The organism is Kaistella sp. CFF1-2 (assembly GCF_059509915.1).
The window spans coordinates 1-16,602 of sequence record NZ_JCAKLF010000002.1; the positions used below are offsets into that span (position 1 = coordinate 1).

The following is a 16,602-nucleotide window of genomic DNA, read 5'->3' on the forward strand; positions in this document are numbered from 1 at the left end:
TCTCTTCTCGCTTTAACCAAACTACTTTCTGTCTTTTCGTCCGATTTGCGTGTGCAAAAGTAATAACTTATTTTGATATGACCAAATTAAATTTGATTTATTTTCGAAAATAATTTTCTAATTTGATCTTCGAAAATTTTAAGTGTGACTTCTGCTCTTTTTCGTGACGACAAAGGTACGTTAACACAACGTTACAAAACAAATCGGATTTCCTTTTTTAACCTGAAAACACACTTAATGTGTAAAACTAATTACTGAAAATCAATTAATTAAACAATAAACGCAAACTTATCCACAATGCGAAATTTGTAGAATGAGTTTAAAAATACTTTGCGAAGGAATTACGTAAGAGTCTGTAAATAAGGTATCCCAATAGAAAACCGATAGAATCGGCGATGACATCAAAAAATTCTAATGATCTTCCAAGTCCCATTTCGTCTTGAAGAATTTCCGTGACTAATGCATAAATAAGCATTATATATATATAGTATAGAAATTTGATTTTGGGAAAGGTTGCTAAAAAGCAAAAGCCTAGAAAGGCGAAGATTGAAAAATGGAGAAGTTTGTCTATCCCAGGAAACATGAACCAGTATTCTTTATTCTCCACTCCTGGCTTAAGAAGCATATAAGTAAGAAATGCCCAATAAATGGGCAAGATCTTACTAAATATGTTTTGGATTTTATCCAATCACTTCTTGATATTGTTCTGCAGTAAGCAATTCTGAATGATCTGCATCTGCACTAAGTTCTAATTTAATAATCCACCCTTTTCCATAAGGATCCGAGTTTACTAATTCTGGCTCATCTTCTAAAGCCTCATTCATTTCAAGTACTTTCCCAGAAAGTGGCAAGAATAAGTCTGAAACTGTTTTCACTGCTTCAACACTTCCGAAAACATCACCTGAAGCAAGGTCTTCATCAACCGTATCAATATCAATAAAAACGATATCTCCTAACTCTCCTTGAGCAAAATCTGTAATACCAATTGTTGCGACATTACCTTCAATCTTGATCCACTCGTGATCTTTCGTGTACTTTAATTCTGATGGTGTATTCATTATTAATAATTTATCTTCCAAATTTAGCTTAATTCCCGATACGCTCCAAAAAAATATGATTAGAATCCGCTAGAACCTCCAAAATTAAAGGTTGCCGAGATTCCTGCTCGTATTGTAGATAATGGAAACGCTGTCGAAATCTTATATTTTGTCATCAATTGGTCGTAGAAAATTCGAATATTCAAATTCTCAGACATATTATAGTCTGCCGAAAGTTTGATTCCAATTAACGTTTGACCGCCCGTTACTTGAGAATCATTCAATAAAATGTTACGAATGGTTGTTTTACTATCACGGATGGACAAGTCACCTTTAATATTAAGGTCACTCTTAATCGTTCTTGATTTCCCACCGATATTCATTCGCATTTTGAAGTCCTTAATAATATAGCCAAACCCAACGATGTATTCTTTAGAATCGTCTTCGGTAAGCGTATTATTCACCAATCCTAATAAGAAGGTACGGTCTTTATTCATTTGGGCGCGAAGCTGCATGTTGTTGCGCATCGTCATATCAACTCCAACAAGCGGTGCAAATGATTCGACATAACCAACTTGGCTAAATGTATATGGATTATAGCGATTTCCGTTAAGGTCTAGTGCATCCGTTACATTCAAATTATTGAAATAATCTACACTTGTTTGGATTCCCGCCCCAGTGTATGTTGATGTATAGGTATGAAGAATATCAAACTTCGAGAATTGACTATTCACAATCGGAATATTTTTAAATCCAGAGTACGTTAATTTCCAATTCGGCATTGGGATTCCTACTTTTTTCGGATTCGAAAGTTGCTTCGGAGATTTTCCTTCAACCGCCGCTTGGAATGCCGGAATCAAAACATAGGCATTCGAAATTTTATATCCTTTCGTATATCCATCCGCATCGGTTGTTGCGGGATCTCCCAATTGCTGCGATAACGCTTGTGCATTTACAATCATTTTTTGATATACTGCATCCGTATTTTTAAATGCAGTCTTGAACATCCAAGCCGAACGCGAATACGTCACCATTTCATTGGCAAATGCATCTCGATAGCCTACATAATTTGCATCACGGAAATTATAACCCGATTGCGAGAAGTTGCTATTGAAACGCTTCATCCACATAAAGTCAATTCGTAAATCATTAATTGGATTGAACTGAAGATTCGCATCCAAAGTCTGAGATTTATTAATCACATACGGATCAATCAGTAAATCCGAATTCGAAATCCAACCATTTTCAACGGCCAATCTTCGGATATCCGCTTGCGATCCCATCAAGAAACCAAACGTTGGACCACCTATTCCTTGTCCATAACCATAGAAGTTCGGCGATGCAAGAACACCTGGCAAAATCGTTCCGCCCGTTTCATTGTAATCAATATCCAATTGTTTGAACGATGTCAATGCATACGCAACACTTTGAAACGGAGTCAATTTATTTTTGAAATGATAGGATTTAAACTTGAATCGATTATCTGGTTTTTCACTTTGCTTCGTAAATACATTGTTCAAAGAATCAATTTCTGCACGACGTTTCGTCATCGTTTCATTGATTTTTTGGAAGTATTTAAACTTCGAGAAGAATTTCGGAATATCCATCGATCCCGTCGCCCGCATCGTTCTTGTGTTTTGGGCAATGTGACCTAAGTTTCCACTTGGGTTATTCATTAACACCGTCGATCGCGCATTCCAATTATATTGGAAACCATACGCCGCTTCCGCCGTCATAAAATCCAAATACGGTAAAAGTGCAAATGGGAATTGATAACTTAACTGAACTCGATGATTATACAATACTGGTCTTCCTGCTCGGAATGGATTATTGAAAATCGATTTTGAATCCATTGAGCTCGCATCCAAATGATCGTTCAATGTTCGTGTTGCCGAGTTGATGTCCAACTTCAACGATTTTGTGAAGTTGAATCCTAAATTATACTGCCATCCGAAATAGAAATTACGGTTTCGAATAACATCAAATTCGTTTCCTGAATTTCCGTTAAGAATCGCTTCGATATTACGATATTGAAGTTCATTATAATTACGATCAATCTCCGTTCTGAATGAAAAACGTGTCGGAATTGGATTGAAATTAAATTCTTTCACCCAACGTAAATATTTAAACGACTTCGCCGTATCACTAATCATTTTATTGAAAGGCTTCAAGTTCCACGATTTGAAATTGTAGCTGTAATCAATATTTCCGCGTAAATATTGCGTTAAATTCTTGCTTGTATAAATATCACGAGAATAATCATCATTATAAACCGCCGTCACCGAAAGGTTTTCTACATCGTAGAATTTCTGTTTTTTCTCAGGATTCATACGTTCTTTACGCATTCCTACTACACCAATACTTCGTTGTTGCGTGTATGTTCTAGCCACTTTTTTAAGTTCGCCATGATTCGCCGCCTCGCTAAACTTCACATCATTATCAATCGGATTGTATTTCGGATCTTCAATGGTTTGCGTGTAAGAATAGTTCAACGGAATCTTCATTCCTGATTTTTCAGGTAAAAATTTGTCAACATTTACGGTTGTGTTAATGTTGAAAGCCAAGTTATCCGATTGCAAACGCTCCGACGGTTTTTGATCAATATTTCCAAATCCTACCGTTGCTAAAGACGCATTGGCATTCACCAAAGCAAAGTCTCCAAGGTTGAAATCTAAACTCGCGTTTCCTGCATATCCGCCTTTATTATCAATTCCCGACATTCGAATTTCGTTCACCCAAAGCACTAAATCTTTAGACGTTCCCGAATAGTTTCGAACGCCGATCACAATCGTTGTAATATTTCCTAAACTTGGACGTCCTTTCACGTAGATTTTCTTATTATCATCACCAAAATCTGCATATTGATAACGGTATTGCATCCAACGAGAATCTCCGGTTTTGTCACGCGCCGTTTTCGCATCAATGAAACTTTGAAGTTCAAGATTCACCGTATTTTCTAGCGGCCAAATTTCCATTGGCGAACGCGCACTGTTTGGCGTATACTTTAAAGAAGCTTCGTATTCGTAATAGTTATCGGTAACATCGCTACCAAAACGGATGAAGAAACGGTTGTTTGGGTCAACTTGACTTACCGGCATTGCATTTCTCAAATCTTCCGCATGAACGAATAATTCTAATTTTTTGTAACGACGCATATCCAAATTCGTGTTTTTCACAACACCTTTTGCATCGTTGCTGAAGTTATTCACCTTCATGAAAAGTGAAGCTTCATTCTGACGCTGAGAACCTGCGTTACCGCTAAGAACCTGTCTATCGATTCCTGGAGGAAGCACATACGGCGGTGCTCCCATACCGTTTTCTTCCAAATTAACACTTCCAATAAAGAAATCGTTGTTATCTGCTAAATCAACACCTTCATTGGTTGCTCCTTCTGGAATTGCAGGTGACGTCACCGAAAGTTTTTTCGTGTATTTTCTCCAATCGGAACGTACCAAATCTAAAGACCCGAAACGTAGCGTGGAAGTTTCATCAAATCCGTCCACGATTAATCTCATGAAACGAACGTTGTTCAAAATACTTTCCGAAGCGCCATCAATATCTTGGTCGAACTGCGCTACGGGAACTCTAAACAAATACCATTTACTCTTTCCGTTTTGACCATTTTCGAATCGAACATTCACCTCTTTTTCATCAACGATGAAATTTTGGTTTAATGCTAAACTCGTTTTATCTAGATTAATTGTGTACTGATTGTAGTTTTCGTTTTGATCCAAGTTGAAATCTCGGTTGATATCTTCCGCATCTGGTGTTTGAGACGAAACCTCTAACGTATTTGATCTATTGTTTCCATCCGGATTTCTGAAATAACGGTATCTTCCCGTAACTGAACTTGCTAAATTCCCTGTAAATTTATCTGACAAATAGAATAGGAAATCATCCGCCGCAGGGTCATTTTCACCCGTAACTGGATTGATAAACGTCGTTCCGAATTTGTCAAATTCCTGAGAATTATTCAACCCATCCAAACCAGTATCTTGCGCTTCACGATCTTCGCCTTCCGTAGAAAATGCATATAAAATCGGAAACTGATTTGGCTGAACTCCCCAATTCGTTGTGGATGTTGAATTCATCTGATTTGGTGTTGGCAAACCATTTTCATATTGAAGTTTTCCGTCTTTTAAAACATCTTCGGAAACGTTTCCTAATTGAAGTTTTAATTTTGGATTTGAACCTAAATTATTTCCATCCGCATACGGATCCATCATCCAGAATTCGACATATTCAATATTTGAATTGACGAAATTACTTACCGTAATTCCACGCATCAAACCTGCCCAACGTTCTGCCGTTGATTCCTGCGTTGGATTTAAGTTGTATGGACCACGCTCTTCAGGATAATACGTAATATCAAATGTATTGGTGAATGTTTGTTCACCCGCAACAAAGTCTCTATTATTCAACAATTCCGAAGTACGAACTCGTCTACTTGCATGATTCGAAACCGCTTGTGCGTTAATTCCAGAAGGTGTTTTACCACCAACTCCGTAGAAGCGAGGATCAATCGTGTACCAAGAAAGCAAACCACGCCCAAATCCATTTCGGATATCGTTGTCCATTCCAGCCGTTGCGTACAGAGGGTCGTTGACATTTCGTTCCGGCTTCGACGCCAAACTCCACATCGCAGGATCTTTCAACGAAATCTTACTTGATGTTTGTTCAAAATCATCAACATAGGATTGATCGTTAATTCCTTTATTTTGACCTGGAAGTAAATACGCCGCTTCCATTTTGAAATTCAAATTAGAAGGCGCTTCCGTATTTACCAACGGGATTTTATCCGTTAAACGAGTTAAGAACGGCAATTCATTATTATACAATAAATTGAATCCCGCCATGGTGTTGTTTACCGCTTCTTGCCCGAAATTCACTTTTTGGGTCAATGGACGCTCGGAATAATTCACCAAAGTGGCTCCAACCAATAAATTTTCGTTGAATTTACGCTCCAAATTCAACCCTAAAAAACGCTTTCTTTGAGTATTAAACATCATTTGGTTTTCCATCGCAATATTGATGGCTTGACCCGAGTTTTTCACTTGCTCGTTGATGATATTCACCGTTCCCAACATATAATCTACGGTATAATCAACTCCTTCCGTAAGTTGAACACCGTTTGCAGTAACCTTGACTGATCCTTGCGGAACATTAATCGCATTCAACGAAATTCCTGTTCCTTGCGAACCTTGATAACGACCTTCAATCGTATAGCGTTGCGCTAGATTGGAGTTTTTCTGAACAACATCTTTCAATTGTGTATAGAGTTCAGAAAAAACATATTGCGGATCGGTGCTTCCTAAAACATTCACCAAGTGATTTCCGAATGGTTGCGCTTTTGTGAAAATCAATTTTCCATTTTCGGGATCAATTGTAATTCCTGGCACAAAGTCGAACAAACCGTCACCCAAAGTTCCACCACCTCCGGCATCGCCTTGCATATCGTTGTTTCTGTTCAAACGATCCCAGTTCATCACCTTCAACAAAATTTCATCTTGAACATTGGTGTTGGGAAGATAATTGACTTTTCCGTTTTGTGGACTACGATAATACACATTCAACATGAAGTTTTCTGGTGAAATTTGATTCGCATCCATTGGATAGATGTTTTTCATCATCAAATCCCACATTGGAGACGTTGTTTTCACCACATTATTCGGCTTCAAAAGCTTGGTAATAACGACCGGGCTTTCTTCTGAAAACTCTCCTACTTTATAAACTTTACTCGCATCGCCATTCACTGTGTAGGAATACGAAACCGCTAAAAGTTGATTGTCATTTAATCGTTGATTTAAGGAAATGTATCCTAACTGCGACTGAAATTTGTATTCGTTGCTTGATAATCGACGTGCACGACGATTAAAAACAAATTGCTCTCCATCCTGATAGGTTTCGGGAACGTTATTCGCATTTGGGAATTGTTGCCTGTTAATCGCATTATACGTTGTCGTTGGATCTCGCAAAGCCGGACCCAAATTCGTGATTGAATTGTACAATCCGTTTTGGCTATTTTGAGGATAACCCGAAATCCCTTCCCCTAAATCTCGAATACCTAAAATACTTTTCTGCTCCGAAAGATTTCCAGAACCTTGTTCTAAAATCCAAACTTCTAAACGTGTAATATTAACTTTAGAATTGACTAGTGGATATTGAGCCAATGCATTATCGTAATTATTCAAGAAATAATGCCCTAAATAGTAGTGTTGATTGTCTTCATAATCAGAAGCCGCAATCTTAAACGACTGCAAAGCACCACCACCTTGGACAACAATATTTCGAGCCTCCCCTTGTTGTTGCGAAAACACCAAAGTTCCCGTTGTTTTTCCTAATTGGAATTCCGTTTTTAGTCCAAAAAGAGATTCGGAACCACGAATCAAACTTGTCGAAAGTGGCATATTTACATTACCAAATTCTACTCGCTTGATAATTTTATCTTCACCACCTTCAATTGGGCTGTCCAACCCTTTTTGTTGAAGATCTTTCCACGTTCCTTTTGCTTGCCAAACCAAATTCATTCGGTTTTCAAAAGCAAAACCACTTTGTGTATCGTAATTTGCTCGAAGTTGTAAGTTCTCACCCACTTTTCCTAGCAAACTCAACTGCATTCTTTGTTGAATATTGAATGCAAAACTGGTTCTGTTTTGAGGAAGAACCATCGGGTTGTCAATTTTCTGATATAAACCACCTAAATCGAAAGAAGCAAAACCTTGAGGAATAATCTCAATTTTGTTACTTCCAAATATGGTTTCGAAGATTTTATTCTTGATTTGAAGGGCCGGGAAAAGACCTTTCTTTTTTGCATCGGTTTGATCTTTTCTAAAAATCAAACTTTTGTTATCGGATTTCTCTCGATAATAGGATGAAAGCGCATTCGAAAGTGTGTATCTTTTATATTCTGCAGGAGTCATTGCAATAGGCGCGCCTACGACTGTATTACCGATTTTCGGATAAAGGTAATACATTCCGGAGCCGACATCATAATACGCTTCGTACTGTGTTGGGTCTGGCAACTGATACTCTTTCCTTATATTGAGCGTATCCGATGGATTTTCTTGCGCAAAAGCACTTCCGAAAAAACAAAAAAATACGATAGTGATATATGCTTTTAAGCAGATAAATTTATTTTTCACTAAATGTTAAATGTTTTTTAAAATTTGTTTCACCAATTCCTCAACATTCAGGTCTGGACTTTGTTTCAAAATTTTGTCCGCGATCTTCTCACTCGTCTTCCTAGGAATTCCTAAAACTTCTAAAGCAGTTAACGATTCTTCTTTGATTTTAGTATTTATCGAAGTAGAAATATTTTCTTGGGCAATACCGAATTTTTGTACTTTATCACGAAGATCGATGATAATTCGTTCGGCCGTTTTTGCTCCAATTCCCTTTACTTTTTGAAGCAACAAAGCTTGACCATTAAGAATAGCACCAGCAATTTCCTCAATCGTTAACGAAGACAACATTATTAACGCCGAAACGGGACCTACTCCATTAACACTAATTAAGAGATTGAAGAGTTCTTTTTCTAAAAAAGTGTTAAAACCAAACAACAACTGAGCATCTTCACGAAAAATTTGCTGTGTATAAATCATCGTTTCTTTACCGACTTGTAGATGTTGGGAGGTTTGCAAACTGATCCCAACATAGTAGCCAACGCCTTGAACTTGGATCACTGCATAGGTCGGAGAAAGCTCCTGAACCGTTCCTGTTAATGAATAAATCATGCTTTTATATCAAGTTTCAAATATAACAAATTGGCTTGTACAAAAAAAGCAGCCTAGAAAGGCTGCTTAATTTATATTCAATACAGATATTATTTCTGCTCTTCTCGTCTTTGCGCGTCTAAAACGGCAATCGTTGCAAGATTCACAATTTCGTCAACGCTTGATCTCATTTGCAATACGTGAACTGGCTGTTTGAAGCCCATCAAAATTGGCCCAACCACTTGCGCCATCTTCATTCCGCGGATAATTTTATATGAAAGGTTCGCACTTTCAAGATTCGGAAATACAAAAACGTTTGCCGGTTCTGTTCCTAATTTTGAGAATGGATAATCACTTAAATGATCGCTATTCATCGCAAAATCTGGTTGAATTTCCCCATCAACAATCATTTTAGGGAATTTTTCGTGCAAAATGCTGACAGCTTTGGCAACTTTCTTCGATGTTTCTGAAATTCCAGCGAAATTTTCAAATGAAAGCATCGCCAATCTTGGTTCAATCGCAAATGATTTCACCGTGATTTCTGCCATTCGAGCAATATTCACTAAATCTTCTGATGTTGGATTCTGGTTAATTGACGTATCTGCAAAGAAAATTGGTTTCTTCTCGGTAAGAATCATCATCATCCCCGCAACTTTATCAACCCCTTTTTCTTTTTCAACCACTTCTAAAACAGGTTTCAGAACACTAGAATAGTTTTTGGAAAAACCAACAACTAAAGCATCCGTATCACCATGTCTCAACATTAGCGGTCCGAAATAATCTCTTTGACGAACGAAACGTTTTGCTTTGTATTCGTTCATTCCTTTGCGTTGACGAAGCTTCCATAACGTTTCACGATATTCTTTACGCTTCTCTTCTTGATCAGCATCCGTAGGATCAACAATTGGAACATCCATGACGATATTGTACTTTTCCATTTGTTCTTTGATAAATTTCTTATCACCTAACAAAATTGGCTTCGCAATTCCTTCTTCATAAACGATCTGAGCCGCTTTAAGAACATTATATTCTTCTGCATTACCGAAGGTAACTCTTTTTGGATTCGAGCGGGCACGGTTTTGCATCATACGAATCAAACGCTCGTCTTTACCCATACGGTCTAGAAGTGAGTTTTCGTAAGCTTCAAAATCTTCAATCGGCGCATTTGCAATTCCACTATCAATCGCTGCTTTTGCTACAGCAATAGAAACACGTGTAATTAATCTGCTATCAAAAGGTTTTGGAATGAAATAATCTCTACTGAAGCTTAAACTCTTCAAATTATATGCAAGAATCACCGCTTCTGGAACGGGTTCTTTTGCAAGATCAGCAATTGCTTTAACAGCTGCCATCTTCATTTCTTCGTTAATTCCAGTGGCTTGAACGTCCAAAGCTCCTCTAAAAATATATGGGAAACCAAGAACGTTGTTCACTTGGTTAGGATAATCACTTCGTCCCGTCGCCATGATGACATCTTTACGAGTCTCGTAAGCCAATTCGTAAGCGATTTCAGGATTTGGATTTGCTAAACCAAAAACAATTGGATTTTCAGTCATCGACAACAACATCTCAGGAGACATAACATTTCCTTTGGAAAGCCCGATAAACACGTCCGCTCCTTCAACAGCTTCTTCTAACGTTGATTTCGTTGTTTTCGCAATAAAATCTAGCTTTTCTGGAGTTAGATTCTCACGAGAATCGTTGATAACTCCTTTACTATCACACATTAGTACATTATCTTTATTCAATCCTAAAGCGATATATAATTTTGTACAAGCAATTGCCGCTGCTCCCGCACCGTTTACAACAACTTTTACATCTTCAATTTTCTTGTCAGCAATTTCCAAAGCATTGATTAAAGCCGCTGCAGAAATAATCGCCGTTCCGTGCTGATCATCGTGCATCAACGGAATATTCAATTCTTCTTTCAGTCTTTGCTCAATGTAAAATGCTTCTGGAGCCTTAATATCTTCTAAGTTGATTCCACCAAACGTTGGCGCAATTCCTTTAACAATTTCAATAAATTTATCTGGATCTTTTTCGTCTATTTCAATATCAAACACGTTGATATCTGCAAAAATTTTGAAAAGCAATCCCTTTCCTTCCATTACGGGTTTTGATGCTTCGGCACCGATATCACCCAAACCTAAAACGGCTGTACCATTAGATATTACAGCAACTAAGTTTCCTTTTCCTGTATAATCGTAAACGGTTTCCGGATTTTTTTCAATCTCCAAACATGGAATAGCAACACCTGGTGAATATGCTAAGGATAAATCTCTTTGTGATGAATGCGGTTTTGATGGTTTAACTTCAATCTTCCCTTTCGGTTCTGCTTTGTGATAATCCAAAGCCGCTTGGTTAAAGTTTTTTTCGTCTCTATGAGTATTTGACATATGTTTTTTTTCTAAATAATAAAATTTCTTTTGTGGGCTGCAAATTTAGGCTTAATCTAAATTCGGAATGATATAATTTCTATGATATTCTACCAGACTTTCAATTGGCTTTTGCACAATTTTCCCAATATTTAAATGATATTCTGCCGCTGCAGCTCTTAAAATATCTTCGTAATAATATGCGATAGAACCTATGAAGTTGATTTCACACGATTTACTTTCTTCGTATGGTAAAACTTGATAATCTAAGAAGTTCTTCAACTCATTAAAAACTAAATGCTGTAAAAAAGGATGTTCTTTACGATCGATAATGAATTTGGAAAAATCAGCTAAATAAGCGTTAGCACGAGGATTATGATACATATTACGAATTAACTCATCGATGCCCAAATTGTAGGTTTTTTCAAATTCTTCATGCAAATCTGGCGGAAGCTTCTTCATAAAATAATTCTTCAGAATAATTTTACCCAAAGCACAACCGCTTCCGTCATCACCGATTAAAAATCCAAGGGAAGGAAGCTCTAACCGAATGTCTTTTCCATCAAAAAAACAGGAATTAGACCCTGTTCCCAAAATACAAACGATGGCTGGTTTGCCCGTATAAGCCGAATATGCAGCCGCCGTAAGATCTTCTTTCGCAACAACATTGGCGTGTACGAAAAATTTCTTCAGTGCAGCTTCTACCTTGTTGCGGTTTTCTTCGACTCCGCAACCAGATCCGTAAAAAAATACATGCTTGATCGTATATTTATGATCTTTAAGTTCGTTGTTGTTTTCCAGTTCTGTAGGAACTTTTTCAACATCGATAATATTGGGATTGAACCCAATAGTTTGAGTTTTAGAGTGAAACTCTCCTGCATCGTTCAGCAGTACCCAATCGCATTTCGTCGATCCACCATCAACAATAACAATCATATTCTAGCTAGTTTAATATGCTAAAATAGGAATAATCTCTGAAACTCGTATTCAAAATTTAATCTTTAGAATCATGCTCACCTTTCAGCCAATCCGAAATTTCATCTTCTAAATAATCAGATTGCAGTTGTAAAGCATTATAAAAGTCGTCTGGGAAGGTATTTTCTTTGGCAGTATCCAAATCCCATAACTCGTCATTGATATTTTCGTACTCGGAAAATATTCTTTTAAATCGACTGTTCGATTTTTCTAATTCCTCTATTTTTTTCTGTTGAGGCTTAAATTTACGATATCTTTTCTCTGGTCTCACGGGGTTAATTTAATAAAAGGGTTGCGTAAAATACGTGATAGACAATTCTGTCGTGCCTCAAGACTAAAAAACCTTACACGCAAGTATAAGATTGATAATCAGGTTTCTATTCTTCCTAATGGGAGATTAAAATTAGAAATAATTTTGAAACGAAAAAATAATTTAACAGAATTTTTAGCAATTAACATTAAATTATAAATTTGCAGCAATATTATATAAATGCTACACCTCGTTCTAAAACAAAAGCAAATTCTATTTTTCATTCTTGCTGGTGCGCTTAGCGCAGTTGTCGAGGTGGGAAGTTTTAAAATATTCTCCGTTTATCTTCCTTCAATTTTTAGTTTTGAGAAAGATTTGTACGGTATCCACTTCCCTTTAAGTAACATTTTTTCTACCTCACTAGGGATTATCACGAATTACTTTTTGAGTATTTGGTTTGTATTTGAACGTGGAAAACACTCTAAAAGAAGGGAGTTTGCTTACTTTATGGGCGTTTCTGTTCTTTCAACTATTTTAAGCTTGGCTATTTTCCAAATTTTCTTCCGTTATGTTTTCAAAGATGTACTCAATGTAGGTTTCTTTGTATTCAGCCCCGAGATGATTAGTAAAATTGCTGCAATCGTTGTGGTTTCTTTCTTAAACTACACGATTAAAAAAAGAATAATTTTTAACGGATAGGCAATTCTATTTTTTAGTACTTTTGGCTTTTTATGATGAAAATAGTAAAATGACCAAAGTTTTGAATTATGTATGGAGAGGCTGGCTCGTGATTTTGGGCTTTGTTTTCACCTTACTATTTTTTTTTCCCGTGTACCTACTTTCCATACGGAAATCCCATTTTAAATACGCATACTTTTTTATGCGTATTTGGTGCTATATCATCTTTTTTGGTATGGGCTTCCGATATGAACTTATTAAAAAGACGCAAAAGAAAATCGACAAAAACCAGCAATACGTTATTATCGCGAACCATACGTCTATTATGGATATTATGCTTCCGGTAATCTTATTTCCGCACCATCCTATTTGTTTTGTTGGTAAGAAAGAATTGGTGAAAATTCCACTTTTTGGGACGATCTATAAACGCCTTTGCGTTATGGTTGATCGAACTTCTGCAAGAAGTCGTGCCGATGTGTACAGACGCTGCGCAGAACGAATGCAAGAAGGCGACAGCGTTGTAATTTTCCCTGAAGGCGGCGTGCCGGATGATACCAATATTTTACTTGATACATTTAAAGACGGAGCATTCATACTTGCTTCCAAACATCAATTTCCTATTGCTGTTTTTACATTTGGAGGTTTGAAAGAAATGTTTCCTTTCGACAATGGGAAAGGACATCCAGGTAAGGTTTCGGTTTTTTTTAATGACATTCTGCAACCTAATCAAACAGCCGAAGAGCTGAAGTCATTATCTCATCTTGAGATAAAAAATACTTTGGAAACCTTTTATAATAGGAAAAATTAAATATATTTGTTTTAAGAAAACTTAACATCTTTATGTCAAACAATTCAAACCAGACTAATTGGGCGCAGTTTGTTCCGTTAGTTACCGTATTTTTCTTTTGGGGATTCGTTGCTGCTAGTAACGATATTTTGATTCCCGTTTTTAAAGAAGCTTTTAATCTTACACAAGGACAAAGTCAGCTAGTTTCATTAGCTTTCTACATTGCGTACACTGTAGGTTCGTTGATTTACATGTTTATTTCAAAATCAATGAGACAAGATTTAATTAACAAAATCGGATATAAAAACGGTTTGATTGTCGGTTTATTAATTTCCGCAGTTGGAACTTTATTATTTTATCCTGCAGCAAATTCTGGGTCATTTACATTAATGATTTCAGGTTTATTTATCGTAGGACTAGGGTTTTCACTTCAACAAATTGTAGCAAACCCACTAGCGATCGCTTTAGGTCCTGTAAAAACAGGTTCTCAAAGGTTAACTTTAGCTGGAGGTATTAATAATTTAGGAACAACGATTGGCCCACTAATCGTTTCCTTTGCTATTTTTGGTTCTGCAACTTCAGAAAATACAGAAGCTAGTATTGAATCGGTGAAAATCCCATATTTAATTCTAGGTGCAGTTTTCGTATTGGTTGCTATTTTCTTGAAATTCTCAAAAATTCCGCAAGTAACTGAAACCAATTCTCAAGATACAGATGACGATACACAAGGACACCACAAGACTAGTGCATTCCAATATCCTCAGTTAATCTTAGGGATGATCGCGATTTTCCTTTATGTAGGTGTAGAAGTTGCAACTGCGAGTAATCTACCTGCTTATATGGAAACTTCTTTAGGTTTTGCAACGAAAGATGTTGCTCCTTACGTTTCTTTATACTGGGCATCAATGATGATTGGTCGTTGGACTGGAGCGGTTGAAGCATTTGATGTCAATGCAGGAATGCAAAAAATCTTACGTTTTGTTGCTCCGTATTTAGCGTTTGCTGTATTCTTATTTGTAAACGCTGTAGCCCAACATGATCTTAAACCATTCTACATCTACGCAGTATTCATCCTAGTTATGATTCTTGCAGATATGGCAAGCAAAGGAAACCCAGCAAGAATGCTCCTTATCTTTTCATCATTAGGAATTATTGCACTTCTAATAGGAATGTTTACAACAGGAATGGTTTCCGTGTACGCCATTACAAGTGTTGGTTTATTCTGCTCAACGTTGTGGCCATGTATTTTTGCTTTAGCAATTAATGGCTTAGGAAAACATACTAATGAAGGTTCTGGTTTCCTAATCATGATGATCATGGGAGGTGGAATTATCAGTTGGCTACAAGGTTATGTTGCCGATATTGTAAATATCCATTTCAGCTACATCGTTGGGGTATTATGTTTTGCTTATTTAGTATTCTACGCATTACGAGTTACGAAAATTTTAAAGTCTCAAGGTATTGATCTTGATAAAATAAAATCGGAAGGTGGACATTAATAAATTTAATGACATAGTAACGAAGAAAAGGATTTGGGCAGGTGTTTTACTTGCCCAATTTCTTTTATTTTATGTCCTCTCAAAATCAGAAAAAGCGGTCTCTTTTTTCGAATGGTTTTTTGAAAAACAAAAAAACGCACACAACTTTCTACCTTCTCGAATTTCATTTTCAATCGGCGATGTTTTTTATACATTATTATGTCTATTTATCATCTTTAAATTATTCCAAATATTTAGAAGAAAAACGAGGAAAAAAGCAGTATTCCAACTGTTGGTTTTAGCCAATATATTTTATTTTGTTTATCAAATATTTTGGGGAATGCTCTATTTCCAAAAACCAATAAAGGAGAAGTTAAAACCTGCCGAAATCAACAACCAAATTTTAAAGGAGTTAGCGCTAAAAGAATTAGAAATTTGTAAATCATTACGAGAACAACTGCATGAAAACGAAAAAGGAGTTTTCACTTTAGTTGATGTTAAAAAAATTCAATTGGAAGTTTTACAAAATCAAAGTAAAATTCCGCTTGAAATTTCGAAAAAAAAGCCAATTGTATACAACAGCATAAAACCAAGTTTATTTAGCTTTATCGAAGGCTATACGGGCATTTTGGGTTATTATAACCCTTTTACCGCCGAAGCGCAATACAATCACTATTTGCCCGACACCTATATCCCATTTACAATAGCTCATGAAAGCGCTCATCAATTAGGCTTTGCACGAGAACAAGAAGCCAATTTTATAGCTTATATGCTTGGTAAAAACAGTACGGACATTTCATTGAAGTACGCAACTCATTACTTTACTCTTAGAAGTTTAATTAATGCCCTATCCTACAATGATGAAGTTACTGCAAAGAAAATGTTAGACTCCTATTCTGAAGCGATGAAACGGGATCGAAATTATGAGCTAGCTTTTAGAGAAAAACATGCTGGAAAAGTGGATGCGTTTTTCGGATTTACAAACGATCTGTTTTTAAAGACAAATCAGCAGGAAGGTGCCATCACCTATTCCTATTTTGTAGAATTACTTGTTCAATATGAGAATCAAAATAAGTCACTTTAGTACAAAAAAAATGAATCGCGTTTCACAACGCGATTCCAAAAACACAAATGATGAAAAAAAATTTATTGCTTTCTAGAACAGTGCTCTATCAAGCGGTTCAAAGATACTACTATTTTACAATTTTGCAAAAATAAAAGTGTTTATTTTTCATAATATTTGAAAATAATTATATTATTCCACGGAATCAAATATCAAGTGTTTCATTTACAAGCATTTTCTCATAATT

11 protein-coding genes are annotated in these 16,602 nt (G+C 36.4%); 4 read left to right on the forward strand and 7 right to left on the reverse strand.

Translation table 11 applies throughout. From position 1 onward, the window contains the following. Positions 1-319: 319 nt before the first annotated feature. From AC5XHR_RS05145 to AC5XHR_RS05175, 7 genes are all read right to left on the reverse strand, one after another. Entirely contained in the window at positions 320-625 is a 306-nt protein-coding gene (locus AC5XHR_RS05145; RefSeq protein WP_495950493.1) for a VanZ family protein, read from the reverse strand. A 55-nt stretch (positions 626-680) separates the two neighbouring features. Beyond that, positions 681-1,058, reverse strand: coding sequence for a glycine cleavage system protein GcvH (gcvH, locus tag AC5XHR_RS05150; RefSeq protein WP_495949717.1), 378 nt, complete (start codon positions 1,056-1,058; stop codon positions 681-683). Positions 1,059-1,117: 59 nt separating this feature from the next. Beyond that, the gene (gene sov, locus AC5XHR_RS05155; protein ID WP_495949718.1) at positions 1,118-8,179 is read right to left on the reverse strand and encodes a T9SS outer membrane translocon Sov/SprA; all 7,062 of its coding nucleotides are present in this window, start codon (positions 8,177-8,179) and stop codon (positions 1,118-1,120) included. Between the two features lie 6 nt (positions 8,180-8,185). After that, on the reverse strand, positions 8,186-8,770 hold the full coding sequence (ruvA, locus tag AC5XHR_RS05160; protein ID WP_495949719.1) for a Holliday junction branch migration protein RuvA: 585 nt from the start codon (positions 8,768-8,770) through the stop codon (positions 8,186-8,188). Between the two features lie 89 nt (positions 8,771-8,859). Beyond that, positions 8,860-11,145, reverse strand: coding sequence for an NADP-dependent malic enzyme (locus AC5XHR_RS05165; RefSeq protein ID WP_495949720.1), 2,286 nt, complete (start codon positions 11,143-11,145; stop codon positions 8,860-8,862). A 51-nt stretch (positions 11,146-11,196) separates the two neighbouring features. Then, complete coding sequence (locus AC5XHR_RS05170; RefSeq protein WP_495949721.1) at positions 11,197-12,060, reverse strand: BadF/BadG/BcrA/BcrD ATPase family protein; 864 nt, start codon at positions 12,058-12,060, stop codon at positions 11,197-11,199. A 58-nt stretch (positions 12,061-12,118) separates the two neighbouring features. Beyond that, the gene (locus AC5XHR_RS05175; RefSeq protein ID WP_495949722.1) at positions 12,119-12,370 is read right to left on the reverse strand and encodes a hypothetical protein; all 252 of its coding nucleotides are present in this window, start codon (positions 12,368-12,370) and stop codon (positions 12,119-12,121) included. 219 nt (positions 12,371-12,589) lie between these two features. Here AC5XHR_RS05175 and AC5XHR_RS05180 point away from each other — a divergent pair, with 219 nt between their 5' ends. From AC5XHR_RS05180 to AC5XHR_RS05195, 4 genes are read left to right on the forward strand one after another with little or no spacing between them, the layout of a single operon-like run. After that, a complete protein-coding gene (locus AC5XHR_RS05180) occupies positions 12,590-13,048 on the forward strand; it encodes a GtrA family protein (RefSeq protein ID WP_495949723.1) in 459 nt (152 codons plus the stop codon). Between the two features lie 49 nt (positions 13,049-13,097). Then, positions 13,098-13,835: a lysophospholipid acyltransferase family protein gene (locus AC5XHR_RS05185; RefSeq protein WP_495949724.1), complete on the forward strand. Its 738-nt coding sequence runs from the start codon at positions 13,098-13,100 to the stop codon at positions 13,833-13,835. A gap of 32 nt (positions 13,836-13,867) precedes the next feature. Continuing rightward, positions 13,868-15,313 (forward strand): MFS transporter, encoded by a 1,446-nt coding sequence (locus AC5XHR_RS05190; RefSeq protein ID WP_495949725.1) that lies wholly within the window; start codon positions 13,868-13,870, stop codon positions 15,311-15,313. After that, positions 15,303-16,376 carry a DUF3810 domain-containing protein gene (locus AC5XHR_RS05195; protein WP_495949726.1) on the forward strand — a complete coding sequence of 358 codons (1,074 nt, stop codon included), beginning with the start codon at positions 15,303-15,305 and terminating at the stop codon, positions 16,374-16,376. Before AC5XHR_RS05190 ends, AC5XHR_RS05195 begins: the two co-directional genes overlap by 11 nt. Positions 16,377-16,602: the final 226 nt, after the last annotated feature.

Coding starts and splice junctions, on each gene's coding strand:
- AC5XHR_RS05145 (WP_495950493.1), bottom strand. CDS start 625: ATGCTTCTTAAGCCAGGAGTGGAGAATAAAGAATACTGGTTCATGTTT.
- gcvH (WP_495949717.1), bottom strand. CDS start 1,058: ATGAATACACCATCAGAATTAAAGTACACGAAAGATCACGAGTGGATC.
- ruvA (WP_495949719.1), bottom strand. CDS start 8,770: ATGATTTATTCATTAACAGGAACGGTTCAGGAGCTTTCTCCGACCTAT.
- AC5XHR_RS05165 (WP_495949720.1), bottom strand. CDS start 11,145: ATGTCAAATACTCATAGAGACGAAAAAAACTTTAACCAAGCGGCTTTG.
- AC5XHR_RS05170 (WP_495949721.1), bottom strand. CDS start 12,060: ATGATTGTTATTGTTGATGGTGGATCGACGAAATGCGATTGGGTACTG.
- AC5XHR_RS05180 (WP_495949723.1), top strand. CDS start 12,590: ATGCTACACCTCGTTCTAAAACAAAAGCAAATTCTATTTTTCATTCTT.
- AC5XHR_RS05185 (WP_495949724.1), top strand. CDS start 13,098: ATGACCAAAGTTTTGAATTATGTATGGAGAGGCTGGCTCGTGATTTTG.
- AC5XHR_RS05190 (WP_495949725.1), top strand. CDS start 13,868: ATGTCAAACAATTCAAACCAGACTAATTGGGCGCAGTTTGTTCCGTTA.